Raw genomic sequence first — 15,645 nt, 5'->3', positions numbered from 1 at the left:
AGTTAAGCGGGCGCAACTAGGAGGAGCACGCATGGATTCTGCACGGACCTTTGAGTCGATTGTCATTATCTTCAATCCCAACAGCACTGGGGATGCGCCTGAGCTGGCGCAGCAACTGCACGACAGGCTGAAGGAGATGCTGACGTATCAGCCCGAAATCACCCTTCAGCCCACGGAGCACGCCGGGCATGCGGTGGACCTGGCACGCGAAGCGGCCTCAAAGGGCGGCGACGTCCTGGTGGTCTCGGTGAGCGGCGATGGCGGCTATAACGAGGTGGTCAACGGTGTGATGCAGGCGGGCAACCCGAGTGCCGTCTGCGCGGTCAGGGCCGCCGGCAATGCGAACGACCATAGCCGGATCATCGCGACTAAACCTTTGGAGGAGGCCATCGCGGAGGGCCGTGTCCACAACATTGACCTTCTCCGGATTCACACAGGCCAAAAAGAGAATGAGCCTCTTGAATACGCCCACTCTTATATCGGATTCGGCCTCACCCCGGTGGTTGCCACTGAACTCGAAAAGGGCAGCAAAGGTGCTCTCAAGGAAATGGTCACTGTTATTCAGACCTTCTCCAAGTTCGAGCCTTTTGGCATCCGCTTGGCTGACGGGAAGCGCCGAAAGTTCGACAGTCTTGTCTTCGCCAACATCAATGAAATGGCCAAGTATGCCACGTTGAGCGAAGCGGAGGACCACCCCTCTGATGGGAAATTCGAGGTGATCGTTTTCCCGCACATGCCTAAATGGCGCACTCTCCTGACTGCATTGAAAGCCACCACCCAAGGCCTGGGTGATCAGCCGAGTGTGAGCAGCTACGAATTCACCACGCTCAAACCGTTGCCGTACCAAATGGACGGCGAAGTGAAGTCCGTTGAAGCCAACGTCAAGGTCACAGTGGAGTGCGCTCCCCGTGCCTTGGCTACCCTCGGTTAGGCCCGTTGCTGGCGCAGGACGTGGTGACGAAATCGTAGATCCGGCCCCGCAGTTCGTCCGGTGCCGCGATCTTCAGCAGACCCTGCCGTTCTCCCACCTTGATTCTCAAAGGCAGGAGGGTCCCCACCTTGTCTTCTGCTACCGCGTGCGGATCACAACGGGCGGGCCGGATGGTCAGTGGCAGCTCTTGCTTGGCCGTGCCCAGGAGGACGTTCCCGGGCCAGGGGGCAGTGGGGGATTGGGCCAGTAACGTGGTTTCGTCGATCGCCTCAATAGTGAGGCTTTGCGCGTCAGTTCCCGGCGTGGCTGGCGTGATGATTAGGCGTACGACGGCGGTGCGACCGTCCGCAGCCACCTCAAGTCGCGGGTCCAAGACTATGGTTGCGACCGCGGCTGCTTCCGCTGCAATGCATAGCTCGCCGGCGTTCCTGGCCAGGACGCCGAAGGGATCTGAGACGCTGGTGTTCTCCTCCACAGGATCCTTGCCGGGCGCTGCGTAGCCGACCGTGGCCTCGAGTTCCAGTGACTCGCCCTCTGATCTTCCGCAGGAGGCCGGAGGCAAATCAGCAGGAAGGCTCTTGGGCTGACGGGGTGGTAACTCAAGGCTGCCCGCAGACGGCTGCCAGGATATGTCTCCTTCAAATAGGGGAGAGTGGAGCCGGGCGCTGGTCACTGTGAGGGGCGCGTCTGTGGTGTTGGTGAGCTGTATTTCGATGGCTTGCTTGCCGTATTGGTCCCTTGATTGGTTGACCTCCACGGTGATGGGCTGTGCAGTTGCGGTGGTGGGTTGCGTGCCGGCTTCGCCGGAGTCGCATGCGGCCACAAACGGCATGGCCATGGCGAGGGCAAAACCCGCCGCAAGCGAACGCCACGTCCGGCTCATCATGCCATCAGTGTAGGGGCGCTGTGAATCTGGACGGTACGTGGCGGGACGATGCAGGATAACGTGGGAATTGTTGGGTTTAGGGCCAGCCACTGAACTGGTCCGCGCTGTGATTCGTGGGTGGCGGGTTCTTATAGATCCGACCGCGCTGGGATTTTGCCACTCCCTGGTGCCGTGGCGGCCGCGTCCGCCGATGCCTGCGCTGCCAGATCATGTTCAAAATGAAAACGGTCACCATGACCAGGAGCAAACAGCCTAGGCACGCCAGCAATGCAATGCTCTGATCCATCGGTCATCCTTCTCTGTGACGCTGATGCCTTATTGGGTCCTACCTTAGCGAGCCGTGCATCAAAGCCCCCGGGCCGGAGGGTTGGTGCCAGTAAGATGTGGCTCACGCGTTTCTTCGAATTCCGCCAATGAAGTTAATAAGCGAAAGGCGACACTGATGTCATTCCAGGCTTACCTCGACGCTATTGAAGACAAAACCGGGCTCACACCGCGGCAACTGGTTGAAATTGCGGAAACCAAGGGATTCAACGACCCTTCGGTTAAAGCCGGGACCATCCTTGAATGGCTCAAGGCTGACTACGATCTTGGCCGTGGCCACGGCATGGCTTTGGTGCACGTCATCAAGAAGGGGCCAAAGATCGACAGCAAGAACGTGGGATCGGACGGAACCCACCGAGACGATTCGGACACGCTCTGGCTGTATGGCAAGGCCAGCAAACCAACTCCCTGAACGTGCTGGCGAGCCAACGCTAAGCATGCTTAGCTTAGTGTTAGCCATTTCATGATGTGCACGCAGAGAGGATCGCCATGTCTACCGTGACGCAGCTGTTCAAATCCCCTGCCGCTGACGTCTGGAAGGTCATCGAGGATGGTTGGCTCTATTCCGGCTGGGTTGTGGGTGCCTCAAGAATCCGCGCCGTGGATGAGCAGTGGCCGCAGGTTGGCGCAAAGTTGCACCATTCCGTGGGCTCTTGGCCTTTTCTCATAGATGACAGTACCCGGGTGACAAGCATGGAACCTGGCCAAAAGTTGGAGCTTCTCGCCAGGGGGTGGCCCTTGGGCGAGGCAAAGGTGCTGGTCACCCTCGAGGACCTCGGAGGCCATCAATGCCGCGTCTCCATCGCCGAGGATGCCGTGCGTGGGCCAGGAAAAGTGGTGCCCAAAGCCCTGCGGGATCCCATGATTTCCGTACGAAACCGTGAGACCCTCCGGCGCCTTGAACTCATGGCTGCGGGCGGGGCTGGCCGGAACAACTAAAGGCAGAAGCGAGAGCCCTGCCGACAGCCCACTGACCGGCGTCGGACAGTAGTTGCAGTCCAGGTTCCGGGATGGCCGTGGTGACCAGAAAATGGTGCCCAATGGTCAGTTGCCTTCAGCGGAGGCTGGCTGATTAACGGAAACTGGCATGACCCAGTCAAAGGCCTCAGCTTTGGAACGAGCTCCCTGGGCTGCCTTGGAGCGGTTCGGTTCGCCCAGTTCGGCCAGCAGCTTTTCCGAGAGCGCCACCAGCTTGCCGAAGACGTCCGGAGTGAGCCACCCGGGACGGGTTGCGAAGAGTATGTCTTCGGTGGACGTGTTGCCGCTGGCGCCGGGTGCGAACGGGCAGCCGCCCAGTCCACCGAGGGCTCCGTCCACCATTGCAGCGCCGGCCTGGATCGCGGCGAGCGTGTTTGCCACGCCCAGGCCCCAGGTGTCGTGTCCGTGGTAGACGATCCGACGGGAAGGGGACTCGTCCCGAACCCGGGTGATCAGCCGGGATACCTGCCCGGGTATTGCTTGGCCCAGGGTGTCGCAGATGACGATGTCCGTGGTGCCTTCGGCGCGGGGATCGTTGGCGATGGAGAGTACGCGTTCCTCCGGAACGTAACCCTCGAACGGGCAAGTGAAGGACGTGGCGATGCACAGTTGGATCTGGCCATCAACAGCTCGCGCGTACTCGACGGCCTCAGGCAAGGCAGCCAAGCTCTCGTCCGTAGTCCGCCCGATGTTCGCTCTATTGTGCGAATCCGAGGCAGACAAACAGTACTGGAAGTTCCGCGCTCCGGCGGCGGATGCCTTGGCAACGTGGCCCGGTGTCGCCACCCAAATCCAGCATTTTTCCAGTTCCTCAGGGGTGAGGGCTTGGACCACTTCCAGCGTGTTGGCCATGGTGGGGACCAGGTCTGCGCGGGCCATGGAACCCAGCTCGACCGCGGGCACTCCCAGTCTCAGCAGTTCCCGTACGGTCTCGATCTTCTGCTCCGCAGGTAGGAGCTTGCCGGTGAGCTGGAGTCCGTCGCGCAGGGTGACGTCCCGCAAGAGAACGTTGCCCAGCGTTGAGGCAAGGCGGCTTTCAAAGCGGTTCATGGTCGGAGGGCCTCCTCGCGGCCGGAAGCCGCCTCGATCTGTGCGGCATCCATGTTCAGGAGTCCGCCAAGGATTTCTTGGGTGTTTTCGCCCAGGTCCGGGCCCAGGTTCCGAATGGGCAGGGACTGGTCCCCGATCACCGGAACAATGCCCGGGAATCCGACGCCGGGGAGGACTTCCTCGCCTGTGGAAACGTCGAATTTCTGGATCATGTTGCGCGCGGCGTACTGGGTGTCTGTGCTGATATCGGCCGCGGTGTAAATGGGGCCGGCGGGGACACCGGCGGCTTCGAGGGCTGCCAGGGCTTCAGCTCCTGAAAGGGTCGCTGCCCACTCGCCGATTGCCTGATCCAGTTCTTCGCGTTTCGCCCAGCGCCCGGCATTCGTTTGCAGGGAAGGGTCCTCTGCGAGGTCCGGGCGGCCGATTGTCTGCATGTAGCGCTGGTAAATCGAGTCACCGTTGCCGGCAACCACGATGCTCGCACCGTCCTTGCACACGTACGCGTTGGAAGGTGCGATGCCTTCCATCCGGCCACCAACACGTTGCCGGTCCACGCCGTAGGCCTGATAGTCCGGGATCAGCGATTCCATCATGGAGAACATGGCCTCATTCAGCGCGACGTCGATGATGCGCTCGGTGAGCGGAACCGCGCCGGCCGAGTCCCGGCGTCGGGCTTCACGCTGGTACAGGCTCATCATGGAGCCGAAGGCGGCGTACAGGCCCGCGATCGAGTCCCCGATGGAGACGCCAACACGCACCGGTGCGCGGTCCGGGTCGCCCACCAGGTTGCGGAACCCGCCATATGCTTCGGCGACGGCGGCGAAACCTGGCCGCTCGGACAGTGGCCCGGTCTGCCCGAAGGCAGAAATGCGGGTGACGATCAGGTCCGGATTGGCTTTATTGAGGACCTCCGGGCCCAAGCCCCACTTTTCCAAGGTGCCGGGGCGGAAGTTCTCCAGCAGGATGTCGCACTTGGCCACCAGTTCCAGCACAGCCTGCTTGCCTGCCTCTGTGCGCAGATCCAGAACCACGGACTTTTTGTTGCGGTTCAGCGTGCGGTAGAGCATGGAGGTGTTGCCCTTGTGCAGGCGCCAGTTGCGCAGTTCGTCGCCGGTACCTGGCCGCTCCACTTTGATGACCTCAGCTCCGAAGTCGGCCAGCAGCCTCCCGGCCGTGGGCGCGGCGATGTAGTTACCGAGTTCCAGGACCCGGACGCCGTCCAGAGGGGCGATTGTTTGGTGTGTCATGGTCTTCTTTCGTGCGTGGTGGGTAGGCGGTAAGCGGGGCCGGTCAGAACAGCAGGCTCATGGGCAGGATCAGGAGGATCGCCACCACGGAGGCTACGGACACTCCCACCGTGACCGATTTGAGTGCACCCCTCACACTCTGGCCCAAAAGTGACTGCAGGAGCCAGAACGTGTTGCTGGTGACGTGAACCATGAAGAGCGATCCCGCACCTGCCGCCAGGGCCAGCAGTACAGGATCAAGACCAATGGCTGGAGCGATGGGCGCAAGCAGGCCGGCCGCCGTGATGGCAGACAAAGTAACGGACCCGACGGCGATGTGCAGCACTGCAGCGATTGCCCAGACCACCAGCAGCGGGGCCACCGTGCTCGCGGAGAAGAATCCACCCAGAATGTCACCCAGACCAGCAGCTGCGACCGTTGCGGCCAGCGATCCGCCCACACCGGTGAGGATCAGGATCTGACCGCTTTCCTTGAAACCGACCGCGATGGCCTCCTCAACTTTTTTCTGTCCTATAGCCGCGCGGGTCACCAAGCAGGTGCCGATAAGGCCGATCAGCAGGGCAATCACGGGCTCACCGAGGAGCTGCAGCCAAGGGAGCTGAATCTCGAAGATCTCCAGGATGGCCCCGGCACCAATGAGGAGCAGGGACGTCAGCAGCGGCGCGAACAGCAGGAGCAGCGGGGCTTCTTTGCGCTCGCGTTCGACGACGGCGACACTTGCGCCGGCAGGCTGGGCGCTTGATGCCGTGGTGCCACGTTCGTTGTTGGTGGTCGGCGCCGATGCCAGGCCATTGTCCGCGGGTTCCTCGCCTTCGCTGTCCTCCTCAGCCACGAACGTGTGGTCCTCGTCCTTGGCCTCATTCCAGAATCCGCGACGGAACAGGAACGTCATGATGGCAATCGAGATGATGATCGTGGGGATCACAAGGAGCAAGCCGAAGAGCAGCATCTTGCCGAGCGGCACATTCAGGAGACCGGCCAGCGCGAGAGAGGCGACGCCGGGAACGGTGAAAACGATTCCGCATTCCAGCGCAATAGCCATGGCCGTAGCCATTCGTGCCGTGCCGAGCTTGCCGATTTTCGGTGCCAACTTGCGGGCAAGCGGAGCCGAGATGACCAGCAACACGTCGAGGAAGATCGACTGCAGAACCGTTCCGATGGCCAGGCCCATGGTGTAGGGGAGGCGCTTGGGGCCGAACGTTTTGAGGAGGTGTTCCACGAGCCTGCGGATCGCGCCGCTCTGATTGAGGATGGAGCCCATCAGGACGCCGAAAGCGATGAGCAGGCCGACGTCCACCATAATTTCGCCGAAACCGCCGGTGATGGTTTTGACGGTTTCCTCAACGCTGAGGCCCACGGCCAGGCCAAGGTAAACGGACGCGAGGATCAGGGAAATCACCGGGTTGACCCGGAAGCGGACGATCAACAGGACAGCGGCCAGGACCGCCACAGCTGTGTTGATCAGAACAGCAATGTCTGACATGGGGAAATCCGATCGTTGGGCCTTCCACTTTGAAGGCTGAATCTGATGCGGGCATCGTGAGGCAGGCCACATCTCTAATCCCATATTATGAGTTTGAACTCATAATACAAGCCTTTTCAGAAAACTAGACTCAAGGACATGACCTTCGTGATGCGGCCCGCCCGCCCCGTAGACGCACCTGGCATCCTCGCTGCGGATCTGGATGCCGGGCGCACGGCACCCGCCGACGCCGCGCGATTCGCCGCGAGTATCAGTGCCGCGGTCGCGGACCCCACACGTCTCGTCGTCGTCGCCGAAGCGCAAGGTGACGCGAATGCGGGAGGAGGGGTCGGCGTCGTGGGTTGGGCCAAAACCCACCCGTTCGACGGCGGCGAAGGGGGCCTGCTGCAGGCGGCGCGGCCGCTGTCCTGACCCTCGGGGACGCCCTTCAGCCTTAGCATGGTCCTCAGATGCGCCGACCGGGGGAGTGTGTGATGGGGCCGTTGGAATCAATTCAAGCGAGCACGAGGCAGGGTGGGCCGGCCCGAAAGGGATTGCCCTCGAAGACCCACCGGAAGCGGTCTACGCGGCAACGCAAACTCGAGTTGGCGATTTTGCTGGTGCTGATCGTCGCCCTGGCGCTTTCGGCAACGCCATGGCCTTCGGCCATGCTGATCCGAAGTGTTTTTGAGCGCGGGGCGCAGGCAACCATCGACGAAATGACGCCGTACGTTCCGGATACACCACTCCAAACTCAGCCTGGCGTCGTGTACAAGCCCGGTTCCACCTTCGATGTCTTCAGTCCTGCGGGCACCACAGCCCCACTTCCAACTGTGGTGTGGATTCACGGAGGCGCCTGGATTTCCGGGGCCCAGCGCGACGTGAATCCCTATCTCCAGATCATTGCGGCCGAGGGCTACACCACCATTGGCATGAGTTATCCAATTGCCCCCGAGGCCACCTATCCCACGGCTGTGGGCGACATCAACGAAGCCCTTGCCTATATCAAGGCCCATGCCGCCGAACTGAACGTGGACACCAGCCGCATCGTCCTGGCTGGCGACTCTGCCGGTGCGCAGCTTGCCAGCCAGATGACCACGCTCACCGTTAATCCGGAGTACGCCAACCTGATGGGAATCCAACCTGCGCTACAGAAGTCGGAGCTGGCGGCCACCATCCTGCATTGTGGCGTCTATGATCTACGGGCTATGGCCGACCTCAGCGGACTCGTAGCCTGGGGTTTCAAGACGTCCTTGTGGGCATACACGGGCACGAAGGATTGGTCCGCCACCTACGCGGGCGCGACCATGTCCACCATCGACTTCGTAACCGACGACTTCCCGCCGACGTTCATCAGCGGCGGCAACGGCGACGGGCTCACCTGGCTTCAGTCTGTTCCCTACAGCAACCGGCTGAAGGACGCGGGAGTCCCGGTGACCGAGCTCTTCTGGCCGGCTACGCACGAGCCTGAACTGCCGCACGAGTACCAGTTCCACCTGAACTTCGACGAGGCGCGCGAGGCGCGAGACAAGACATTCGACTTCCTCTCCACGCACGCCCCGAGGCAGTAATTGCCGGGAGCAAGGCAAAGTACTGCAAAGTATCTCCATTATGGAACTATTATTGCTGTATGACTTCCTCCCCTGAGGCCCTTCCCGCCGCGCGCCAGTCCGTTCTCTTCTGGGCTTCGGCCCTATGCGCCGGGGTTTTGGTCCTTGTTCCGGCGTGGATGCTGATCGGCAATCCTGCGGTGCTGCGTGGTCATCCGCTCCTGCCTGCACTGTTGGTGACGGCCGCCGTCGTCGGAGCTCTTTGGGGTGTCCTGCTGTGGCGCCGCCGCCGCGACGCGCTCCGTAAGCGTTCGGTTGTGAGGGCGGTTGGAGCGTGGCTAGGCCGCGTCGGCGTTCTGGGCCTCGTGGCCATGCTGGTGTGGCTGAATCCCTTCGCATACCAAGCCGGCGTTGGGGCTGAAGCCGGATCGGCGAGCTCCATGACGGAGTCGCCGACGGCCATCACCATGACTCCGGATGGGGCGTCTGCCACCGAGGGGCTGATCTTCTATCCGGGTGCCCGTGTTGAAGCGCGCGCGTATGCGGACATCCTTAAGCCGGCAGTGGATGCCGGGGCCCTCGTGGTGATCCTCAAGACGCCTCTGAACCTTAGCCTGCTGGGCGGAAATCAGGCCCGCGGGGTCATGACTGACCACCCTGAAATCTCCTCGTGGGCTGTTGGGGGTCATTCGCTCGGCGGAGTCAGCGCGAGCACCTTCGCGTTGGGCAATCCGGACGTTGACGGTTTGATCCTCTACGCCTCCTACCCGTTGGACTCAATGCGCGACCGCGCGGGGCTGCAGGTCCTTTCCATCTCGGGGTCCGAAGACGGACTGAGTACGCCAGCTAAGATCGACGCTTCCCGCAACTTGCTGCCATTGAATGCCACGTTCGTCGAGATCCAAGGTGGCAATCATGCGTTTTTCGGGAACTATGGACCGCAGCCCGGCGACGGCGAACCCACTGTCGGCCGTGACGTGGCTCAAGGGCAGATCGCCGCAGCCACGGCGTCCTTCCTGGCTCGGGCCTAGGGGCGCCAGGGCCTTCCGGGAATACTTCGGAGCGCGGCCCTGTTCATTGATTTAGATGCAAACGCATGTAAGCTGGATGAACGAGCAACAGGAGAATGCCATGGAAACCCGCCGCATCACCGTACTTTCCGCCGGACTCGGCGTCCCGTCGTCGAGCCGCTTGCTGGCCGACCAGCTGGCCGCCTCCGCTGAGCGGCAACTGCGCGCGGCAGGGTACGACGCGAAGATTGACGTTGTTGAACTGCGCGATCTCGCGGTGGACATCGCCAACAACTTCGTCACCGGCTATGCCGCACCGCGCCTCGCGGACGTGATTGCCGGCGTCGAGGATTCCGACGCCATCATCGCGGTCAGCCCAGTATTCAGTGCGTCCTACAGCGGTCTGTTCAAGTCCTTCATCGATGTCCTGGACCCGAAGTCGTTGGAAGGCAAGGCTGTGGTGCTTGGCGCTACGGGCGGCACCGACCGCCACCAGATGGTCCTCGACTACGCAATGCGTCCCCTGTTCAGCTACTTGCGCACCAGGATCGCGGCTACCGGCGTCTTCGCAGGGCCCCAGGACTGGGGAAACACCGACGACGGCGCCTCGCCCCTCTCGGTGCGCGTAGACCGGGCCGCGGGTGAACTCGTGCAGCTGTTGAGCGGGCAGCAGCCGCGCCGCAAGAACGACTCGCTCGAGTCGCTGCCGTTCGAACAGCTGCTTGCCGGGATCTCAGCAGGCCGGTAGCCCTTACTTTGGGGGGGGTAGTGGAAATCTATCCGCTCTACCAAGCCTGGGTCGTTGATCGCACGCCTTTGATGCTGGGGGATGAACGGACCCGACAGCATACCGAAGAATAATGGGATCATGCACAATCGAGAGCTGCACGACCTGCACGACCTGGACGAGTTGCTGGCGGACGGCGAAACCCTGACCGTGGCGAGGATATCGACTTACCTCGCCGCCCGTCGCGTGGCGACCGCGAATTGGTTCGGTCCGACCGGCCGCGCAGAAAGGTCGACGTGGATCGATCGCGATGGCACGGGCTGGCGAGTGTGGGACACCGATGAGCGCGCTGGGATCATGGACTTCACCACCCTTCGCACCGAGTCGGAAACAGAGGCGCTGCGCAGCTTTCTCCTCCGGGCGCGGTATCACCTCAATCAAGAGAGGAATGCGGTCCGGGGCAACTTTTGATATGGGAACGGGGAGGGTGCACTCCTGCGCCAACCCGTTCATCAGCCGGGCCTTACTTGGCACGAACTATTTTGATCGTTCGATCGTTGGGGCAAACATGAAGTGTCCTGTGGATTCCATTGACCTGGTGATGAGCGAACGAAGCGGCGTGGAGATCGACTACTGCCCGCAGTGCAGGGGTGTGTGGCTGGATCGTGGGGAGCTGGACAAGATCATTGATCGCGTAGCGGCGGAAACCATCCCAGCTCCGGCCCGGCCCACCGCCGCGCCGTCCCAGCCTCCTATCGCGCCGCCACCCATCTACAATCCCTTTGAGTCGCGGCCTCAACAGCCGCGGTACGACGATAGGGACAGGCGCGACTACGACCGGAGGGACAACGATCGCCGCGACGGCTACGATCGCGACCAGTACGGCCGCAAGCGCAAGAAGAAGGAAGGCTTCCTGGGCGACCTGTTCGACTTCTAGTATTTAGTCGTCCAAGAGCTCGATGAACTCGCGGGCCTGCTTGATGTTGATGTCTGAGTGGCGCGTCAAAGCAAGAGCCGCGCCCTCAACGTCACCGCTTTTTGCCAGCGTCCGGATTCGTCCGTAGATCTCATCGTTGAGCATGTTGCTGCTCACTTCCCGGGTGACATCGCCTTTGCTGACGATCGCCCTGTACCTGTAGGGGAAGCGCTCGGGTTCGTCGTCGTCATCGGCAAGCAAGTCTTTGGGAGTGGCCTCTGGCGTGAACGGCTGGGGGTGCGCCGCGAGAGCGCCGACGGCGTTGCGCGAGGCCCGTAGGCCCTCTCCAGTCGCCTGGAGGTAAAGCTTGATCGCCGCCATGCCCTGTCCTTGGGCAATGAGCGAGTAAAGCTGTCGGTGCTGCTCCTGGTTGAGTTTGGCCGCGGACTCCTGTGCCAGCTCCAGTGGGTCCTTGGGTGCATTCGCCGCTGCGATGCTGGCCTTGCTTTCAGTCGAGCGCTTGGTGAAGGAGCGAATAAGCAGGAGCACGCCCGCAATGACCGCAATGAGGATCAGGAGCGGGATGAGGATGGAATCCATGGCGTTGTCAGAGCCGATCTACGTAGTTCTTGGCGGTAAGTAAATCTGAGTGCGTGGCTTGGCGCAGGACTTTGATGGCCTCGATCTTTTTCCCGCTCCGGACCAGGTTCTGTAGCTCGAAGGCGAGTTGCGGGTTCAGCTGACCATTGGGAAGCACGGCGGGCTGATGTCCCGTTTGGCCGCCTGGGCGCCCTGTCTGGGCTTGGATGGGGGTCCTGGCGTTCTCGGCCTGTTCCCTTTGGCTGGCCACGTTCTGGCTCGGCTTGGTAGTGGCTTCGATTCGAGCGCGGAGGGCCAGCGCTTCCTGCACTTGGGACGCTTGGTGCGCAGCGGAACGTGCCGCTAGTTCCCGCTGATACTTCTCGGCGTCCGAGAGGCCTGTGTCGCGTGGTTTGAAGGCCGCGGTGAGTGCCCACAGCAGGCCCACCAGGACAAGAAGCGGAAGGACAATCGTCAGTACGTCACCAATGTTCATCCCCATGCTTAGAGCTTATGCCAGAAGTTGGTTATCCACAGCACATTCCACTTCCGGCATAGGCTTCTGAGAGAGATGTGTCAAATTAAGGCCCCATCTGTAAGATGCATCACAATTTCGGCATGTTTAGCATGATTTTCCGCGTACGGATGACCCAGCGGGATGCGGCCTCTGTGGATTAGTTCCGCCCAAATCTTTCTTGGGTCCACAGCTTGTGAAGAGTGTTTCCGCAGGTCAGAGGCTATTTTCCCGTAAAAGAATTTCTCTATCCACAGGGTAACGCACAGTCTGTGCACAACGTGGAGCTTGTATTCCACAGGTTTTCCACAGGGGGTATCCGGCGCCTGCTGTAACGTGTCTGAAGTGTCCATTTTGGGCATGAATATCCCGCGCTGGGTTTCCCGGACTCCCATAAAGTCACTGCTTGTGACGGGTCCACGGAACCGACTGTGGATAACTTGTGGATATGGCTATTCTGTCGGACCTGCCTGACATCGTGGGATGCACCAGGCGGACCTTGTAGCCACACTGCGCTTTACGGGCCGCCAGGAAGTACACCCTGCAGCGGTACACAAATGGAGGACGGCTTTGTCAGTTACGCACTTGGACTCAATCGAGGGCTCACGCGCTTCGGACTCGAGCCGGAAACCTCCGCAGGACATCCCTGCTGAACAGTCGGTGCTCGGCGGCATGATGCTCTCCAAGGACGCCATCGCCGACGTAGTCGAAATCGTCCGTGGGCACGACTTCTACCGTCCAGCACACGAGACCATCTACGAGTCCATTATTGATCTCTACGGCCGTGGCGAACCTGCCGACGCCGTCACCGTCTCAGATGAACTGACCAAACGTGGTGAGATCAACCGGATCGGCGGTCCGGCCTACCTCCACGAGCTCATCCAGACTGTCCCCACCGCGGCCAACGCCGGCTATTATGCCGAGATCGTTGCGGAACGCGCAGTGCTGCGCCGCTTGGTCAACGCCGGCACCAAGATCGTCCAGATGGGCTACGGGCAGGACGGCGAAGTGGAAGACCTCGTCAACCAGGCCCAGGCCGAGGTGTACGCGGTAGCTGAGAAGCGGACTGCCGAGGACTACGTGGCGTTGAAGGACGTCATGGAGTCCACTGTGGATGAGATTGAAGCGTCTGGCCACCGCGGCGAAGGCATGACGGGCGTTCCTACCGGCTTCTACGAGCTGGACGAGCTGACGCACGGACTCCACCCCGGCCAGATGATTGTTATCGCGGCCCGTCCTGCGGTGGGTAAGTCCACGTTCGCGCTGGACTTTGCCCGATCTGCGGCCATCAAGAACAACCTGGCCACGGTTATGTTCTCCCTGGAAATGGGCCGGAACGAGATCGCCATGCGTCTTCTCTCCGCAGAAGCGACCATTGGCCTGCAGGATCTGCGCAAGGGCACCATCAAGGACGAGCAGTGGTCCAAAATCGCCACCACCATGGGCCGCATGAACGATGCTCCGCTGTTTATTGACGACAGCCCCAACATGTCCCTCATGGAAATCCGTGCCAAGTGCCGCCGCTTGAAGCAGCAGCACGACCTCAAACTCGTGATCCTCGACTACCTCCAGCTCATGAGCTCCGGTAAAAAAGTTGAATCCCGCCAGCAGGAAGTCTCCGAGTTCTCCCGCGCCCTCAAACTGCTTGCCAAGGAGCTGCAGGTTCCCGTCATCGCACTGTCACAGCTGAACCGTGGTTCCGAGCAGCGCCAGGACAAGCGCCCCATGGTGTCCGACCTCCGTGAATCCGGCTCCATCGAGCAGGACGCCGACATGGTCATCCTGCTGCACCGCGAAGATGTCTACGACAAGGAATCGCCCCGCGCCGGGGAGGCAGACATTCTCATCGCCAAGCACCGTAACGGTCCCACCAAGGACATAGTGGTTGCCTTCCAGGGCCACTACTCACGCTTTGCCAACATGGCTGGCGAAACAGGTGCCGGTGGTGGCGGCTTCTAGCCGACTGCGTGGCCTAGGGCTCAGGGCATGAATACCCTGATCCCGTTCGGCGCACACGTTTTCGTCGACGAGTCCAAGTCCAAGGCTTATTACGTGGCCGCCTCGGTCATAGCGCCGGCGGACCTGGCCGGCGTTCGGCGGTCGATCTTGGCCCTTCGCCGGCCAGGACAACGAAGAGTCCATTTCAAAAGCGAAAGCGATAGCTCCAGAAACTCATTTCTCAATGGCGGCTGCCCGGCTAGGCCTATCAACAAGGCTGTACATTGCTCGAAACATGCCGGACAAGGAAGCCAGGCCCTTGTGCCTGCAGCGCTTGCTGGATGACTTAGTGGCCGGCGGAGCGAGGAAGCTGGTCCTCGAGAGCGACGATTCGCTACAGCAGTCCCCGTTAGTCCAGGAGATCATTTTTTGCGAACGTTAAACAACGCAGGCCCGGCTCGTCATACCATCCGGAAGACTGCCAGGCCCACTTCTCAGGGCTAATGCCCTTTGCAACATTGAGCCTACCGCAAAGGGAAGGTTCAGACTACTGCTGTGAGGGACGTAGCGTACTAGTGCCGATCCCGATTGCACCGACGACTCAGCAGCCTTCGAATCCGCTGAGCACCTTCACCTTCGACGCTGATCCGGACGCGGGATCGAATGCGTAGCCGATCCACTCCCTGGCCAGGCGACGGGCCAACTCCACGCCCACAACGCGCTGTCCCATGGTGAAGACCTGCCTCCAGCGACGCCGCCGAAACCGGCGGACCGGCTGCTGCCGGTGCCCTCCTGGACCAGTCCGCCGCGCTTATCAAGTAGTTCCCCCAAAGGGCTCTGCCGGCACTGACTCATCCGCCGGTAGAGCCCTCTTTGGTGTCCCTATTGAGCGGTCAGGTCCAGGGCCTCCACCAGGCTCTCGTAGGTCTCCTCAATTTCACCTCTACGGCTGGTAATTGTGGTGGCAGTTGAACGGGCATTAAGGCCGATGGCGAGGTCCTCGTACATCGACTCCAAAAGCTGCGAACCTCCACCTTGTTCCACAATGGCGGTAACGCGGGCGTGCCAGGGATCCTGGCCGTCCTTGCGTGAGTAGAACCTCTCAACAGAGGCCTCGCGGCTGTCCATCAGGACGATTTCCCTAAACCGGGCGCCCGCCTCTTCCGCAACACTACGGAACAACAACACTTCATCTCCGGAGCCGAGATACTGCGGCATGATCACGGTGTGCCCAGCCGTCAGATGCGTAGTGGCCATGCTGAGGGCTATGGGACGCACCAGGTTCCCGGCAGCTTGGAAGTCCTCCTCCCAGCCTCCGATCATGCAGCGAACCTTATCGACGTCCAGGTTGAGGACACCGGGATGGCCATTCGCGTACATTCTGGCAAGGGTCGATTTTCCAATTCCGGGCGGGCCGTTGAGCAGGATCAGTTCAGCCATCGAGTGTCCGGTCGCTTGAAGCACGTGGTGGTAGACATGCCTGACACTCTAGACAACCCGAGGGCGAGGGCTGGGGTGTTCGGTTTCGACTGG

Annotated in this window: 17 protein-coding genes and 1 pseudogene; 10 read left to right on the top strand and 8 right to left on the bottom strand. The window is 61.3% G+C overall.

Going from position 1 to position 15,645, the window contains the following annotated elements:
* Nucleotides 1–31: 31 nt before the first annotated feature.
* Nucleotides 32–931, top strand: a complete 900-nt coding sequence (locus ACNAOT_RS22595) for a diacylglycerol/lipid kinase family protein (protein ID WP_420179491.1) — start codon at nt 32–34, stop codon at nt 929–931.
* Here the strand turns inward: ACNAOT_RS22595 and ACNAOT_RS22590 are convergent.
* Complete coding sequence (locus ACNAOT_RS22590) at nt 918–1,817, bottom strand: hypothetical protein (RefSeq protein ID WP_420179490.1); 900 nt, start codon at nt 1,815–1,817, stop codon at nt 918–920. The two genes, ACNAOT_RS22595 and ACNAOT_RS22590, sit on opposite strands and share 14 nt — an antisense overlap.
* Nucleotides 1,818–2,259: 442 nt before the next feature.
* On the opposite strand from ACNAOT_RS22590, the gene ACNAOT_RS22585 reads away from it, so the two are divergent.
* Together ACNAOT_RS22585 and ACNAOT_RS22580 are read left to right on the top strand one after the other, a co-directional pair.
* Nucleotides 2,260–2,553, top strand: a complete 294-nt coding sequence (locus ACNAOT_RS22585) for a DUF4287 domain-containing protein (protein ID WP_420179489.1) — start codon at nt 2,260–2,262, stop codon at nt 2,551–2,553.
* 77 nt (nt 2,554–2,630) lie between these two features.
* On the top strand, nt 2,631–3,080 hold the full coding sequence (locus ACNAOT_RS22580; protein WP_091464161.1) for an SRPBCC family protein: 450 nt from the start codon (nt 2,631–2,633) through the stop codon (nt 3,078–3,080).
* Nucleotides 3,081–3,185: 105 nt separating this feature from the next.
* Here the strand turns inward: ACNAOT_RS22580 and ACNAOT_RS22575 are convergent, their stop codons facing one another.
* From ACNAOT_RS22575 to ACNAOT_RS22565, 3 genes are read right to left on the bottom strand one after another with little or no spacing between them, the layout of a single operon-like run.
* Entirely contained in the window at nt 3,186–4,169 is a 984-nt protein-coding gene (locus tag ACNAOT_RS22575; protein WP_420179488.1) for a hydroxymethylglutaryl-CoA lyase, read from the bottom strand.
* Nucleotides 4,166–5,416: a CaiB/BaiF CoA transferase family protein gene (locus ACNAOT_RS22570; RefSeq protein ID WP_420179487.1), complete on the bottom strand. Its 1,251-nt coding sequence runs from the start codon at nt 5,414–5,416 to the stop codon at nt 4,166–4,168. The genes ACNAOT_RS22575 and ACNAOT_RS22570 overlap by 4 nt, the downstream gene beginning before the upstream one ends.
* Before the next feature lie 43 nt (nt 5,417–5,459).
* Complete coding sequence (locus ACNAOT_RS22565) at nt 5,460–6,899, bottom strand: GntP family permease (RefSeq protein WP_420179486.1); 1,440 nt, start codon at nt 6,897–6,899, stop codon at nt 5,460–5,462.
* Between the two features lie 138 nt (nt 6,900–7,037).
* Between ACNAOT_RS22565 and ACNAOT_RS22560 the strand changes: the two genes are divergently transcribed.
* From ACNAOT_RS22560 to ACNAOT_RS22535, 6 genes are all read left to right on the top strand, one after another.
* Nucleotides 7,038–7,310 (top strand): hypothetical protein, encoded by a 273-nt coding sequence (locus ACNAOT_RS22560; protein WP_420179485.1) that lies wholly within the window; start codon nt 7,038–7,040, stop codon nt 7,308–7,310.
* 188 nt (nt 7,311–7,498) lie between these two features.
* Nucleotides 7,499–8,449: an alpha/beta hydrolase gene (locus ACNAOT_RS22555; RefSeq protein ID WP_420179484.1), complete on the top strand. Its 951-nt coding sequence runs from the start codon at nt 7,499–7,501 to the stop codon at nt 8,447–8,449.
* A 59-nt stretch (nt 8,450–8,508) separates the two neighbouring features.
* On the top strand, nt 8,509–9,459 hold the full coding sequence (locus ACNAOT_RS22550) for an alpha/beta hydrolase (RefSeq protein WP_420179483.1): 951 nt from the start codon (nt 8,509–8,511) through the stop codon (nt 9,457–9,459).
* A gap of 100 nt (nt 9,460–9,559) precedes the next feature.
* Complete coding sequence (locus tag ACNAOT_RS22545) at nt 9,560–10,186, top strand: FMN reductase (RefSeq protein ID WP_420181213.1); 627 nt, start codon at nt 9,560–9,562, stop codon at nt 10,184–10,186.
* A gap of 120 nt (nt 10,187–10,306) precedes the next feature.
* The gene (locus ACNAOT_RS22540; RefSeq protein ID WP_420179482.1) at nt 10,307–10,636 is read left to right on the top strand and encodes a hypothetical protein; all 330 of its coding nucleotides are present in this window, start codon (nt 10,307–10,309) and stop codon (nt 10,634–10,636) included.
* 109 nt (nt 10,637–10,745) lie between these two features.
* Nucleotides 10,746–11,102, top strand: coding sequence for a zf-TFIIB domain-containing protein (locus ACNAOT_RS22535; protein ID WP_420179481.1), 357 nt, complete (start codon nt 10,746–10,748; stop codon nt 11,100–11,102).
* 3 nt (nt 11,103–11,105) lie between these two features.
* On the opposite strand, the gene ACNAOT_RS22530 is transcribed toward ACNAOT_RS22535, so the two are convergent.
* Both ACNAOT_RS22530 and ACNAOT_RS22525 read right to left on the bottom strand, forming a co-directional pair.
* The gene (locus ACNAOT_RS22530) at nt 11,106–11,681 is read right to left on the bottom strand and encodes a hypothetical protein (protein WP_091464140.1); all 576 of its coding nucleotides are present in this window, start codon (nt 11,679–11,681) and stop codon (nt 11,106–11,108) included.
* A gap of 7 nt (nt 11,682–11,688) precedes the next feature.
* Nucleotides 11,689–12,156: a hypothetical protein gene (locus ACNAOT_RS22525; protein WP_091464138.1), complete on the bottom strand. Its 468-nt coding sequence runs from the start codon at nt 12,154–12,156 to the stop codon at nt 11,689–11,691.
* 588 nt (nt 12,157–12,744) lie between these two features.
* Here ACNAOT_RS22525 and dnaB point away from each other — a divergent pair.
* On the top strand, nt 12,745–14,133 hold the full coding sequence (dnaB, locus tag ACNAOT_RS22520) for a replicative DNA helicase (protein WP_017197290.1): 1,389 nt from the start codon (nt 12,745–12,747) through the stop codon (nt 14,131–14,133).
* 580 nt (nt 14,134–14,713) lie between these two features.
* On the opposite strand, the pseudogene ACNAOT_RS22515 reads toward dnaB, so the two are convergent.
* Nucleotides 14,714–14,854: pseudogene (locus ACNAOT_RS22515) on the bottom strand (D-erythrulose-4-phosphate isomerase 1); the annotation flags it as partial.
* Between the two features lie 140 nt (nt 14,855–14,994).
* On the bottom strand, nt 14,995–15,552 hold the full coding sequence (locus ACNAOT_RS22510) for an AAA family ATPase (RefSeq protein ID WP_420179480.1): 558 nt from the start codon (nt 15,550–15,552) through the stop codon (nt 14,995–14,997).
* Nucleotides 15,553–15,645 lie beyond the last annotated feature (93 nt).

The sequence above is a fragment of the Paenarthrobacter sp. TA1.8 genome, assembly GCF_048595705.1.
Classification (GTDB): Bacteria; Actinomycetota; Actinomycetes; order Actinomycetales; family Micrococcaceae; genus Arthrobacter; species Arthrobacter nitroguajacolicus.
Note: the sequence above shows the minus strand (reverse complement) of the source record. Positions and strands in the feature narration are given on the sequence as shown.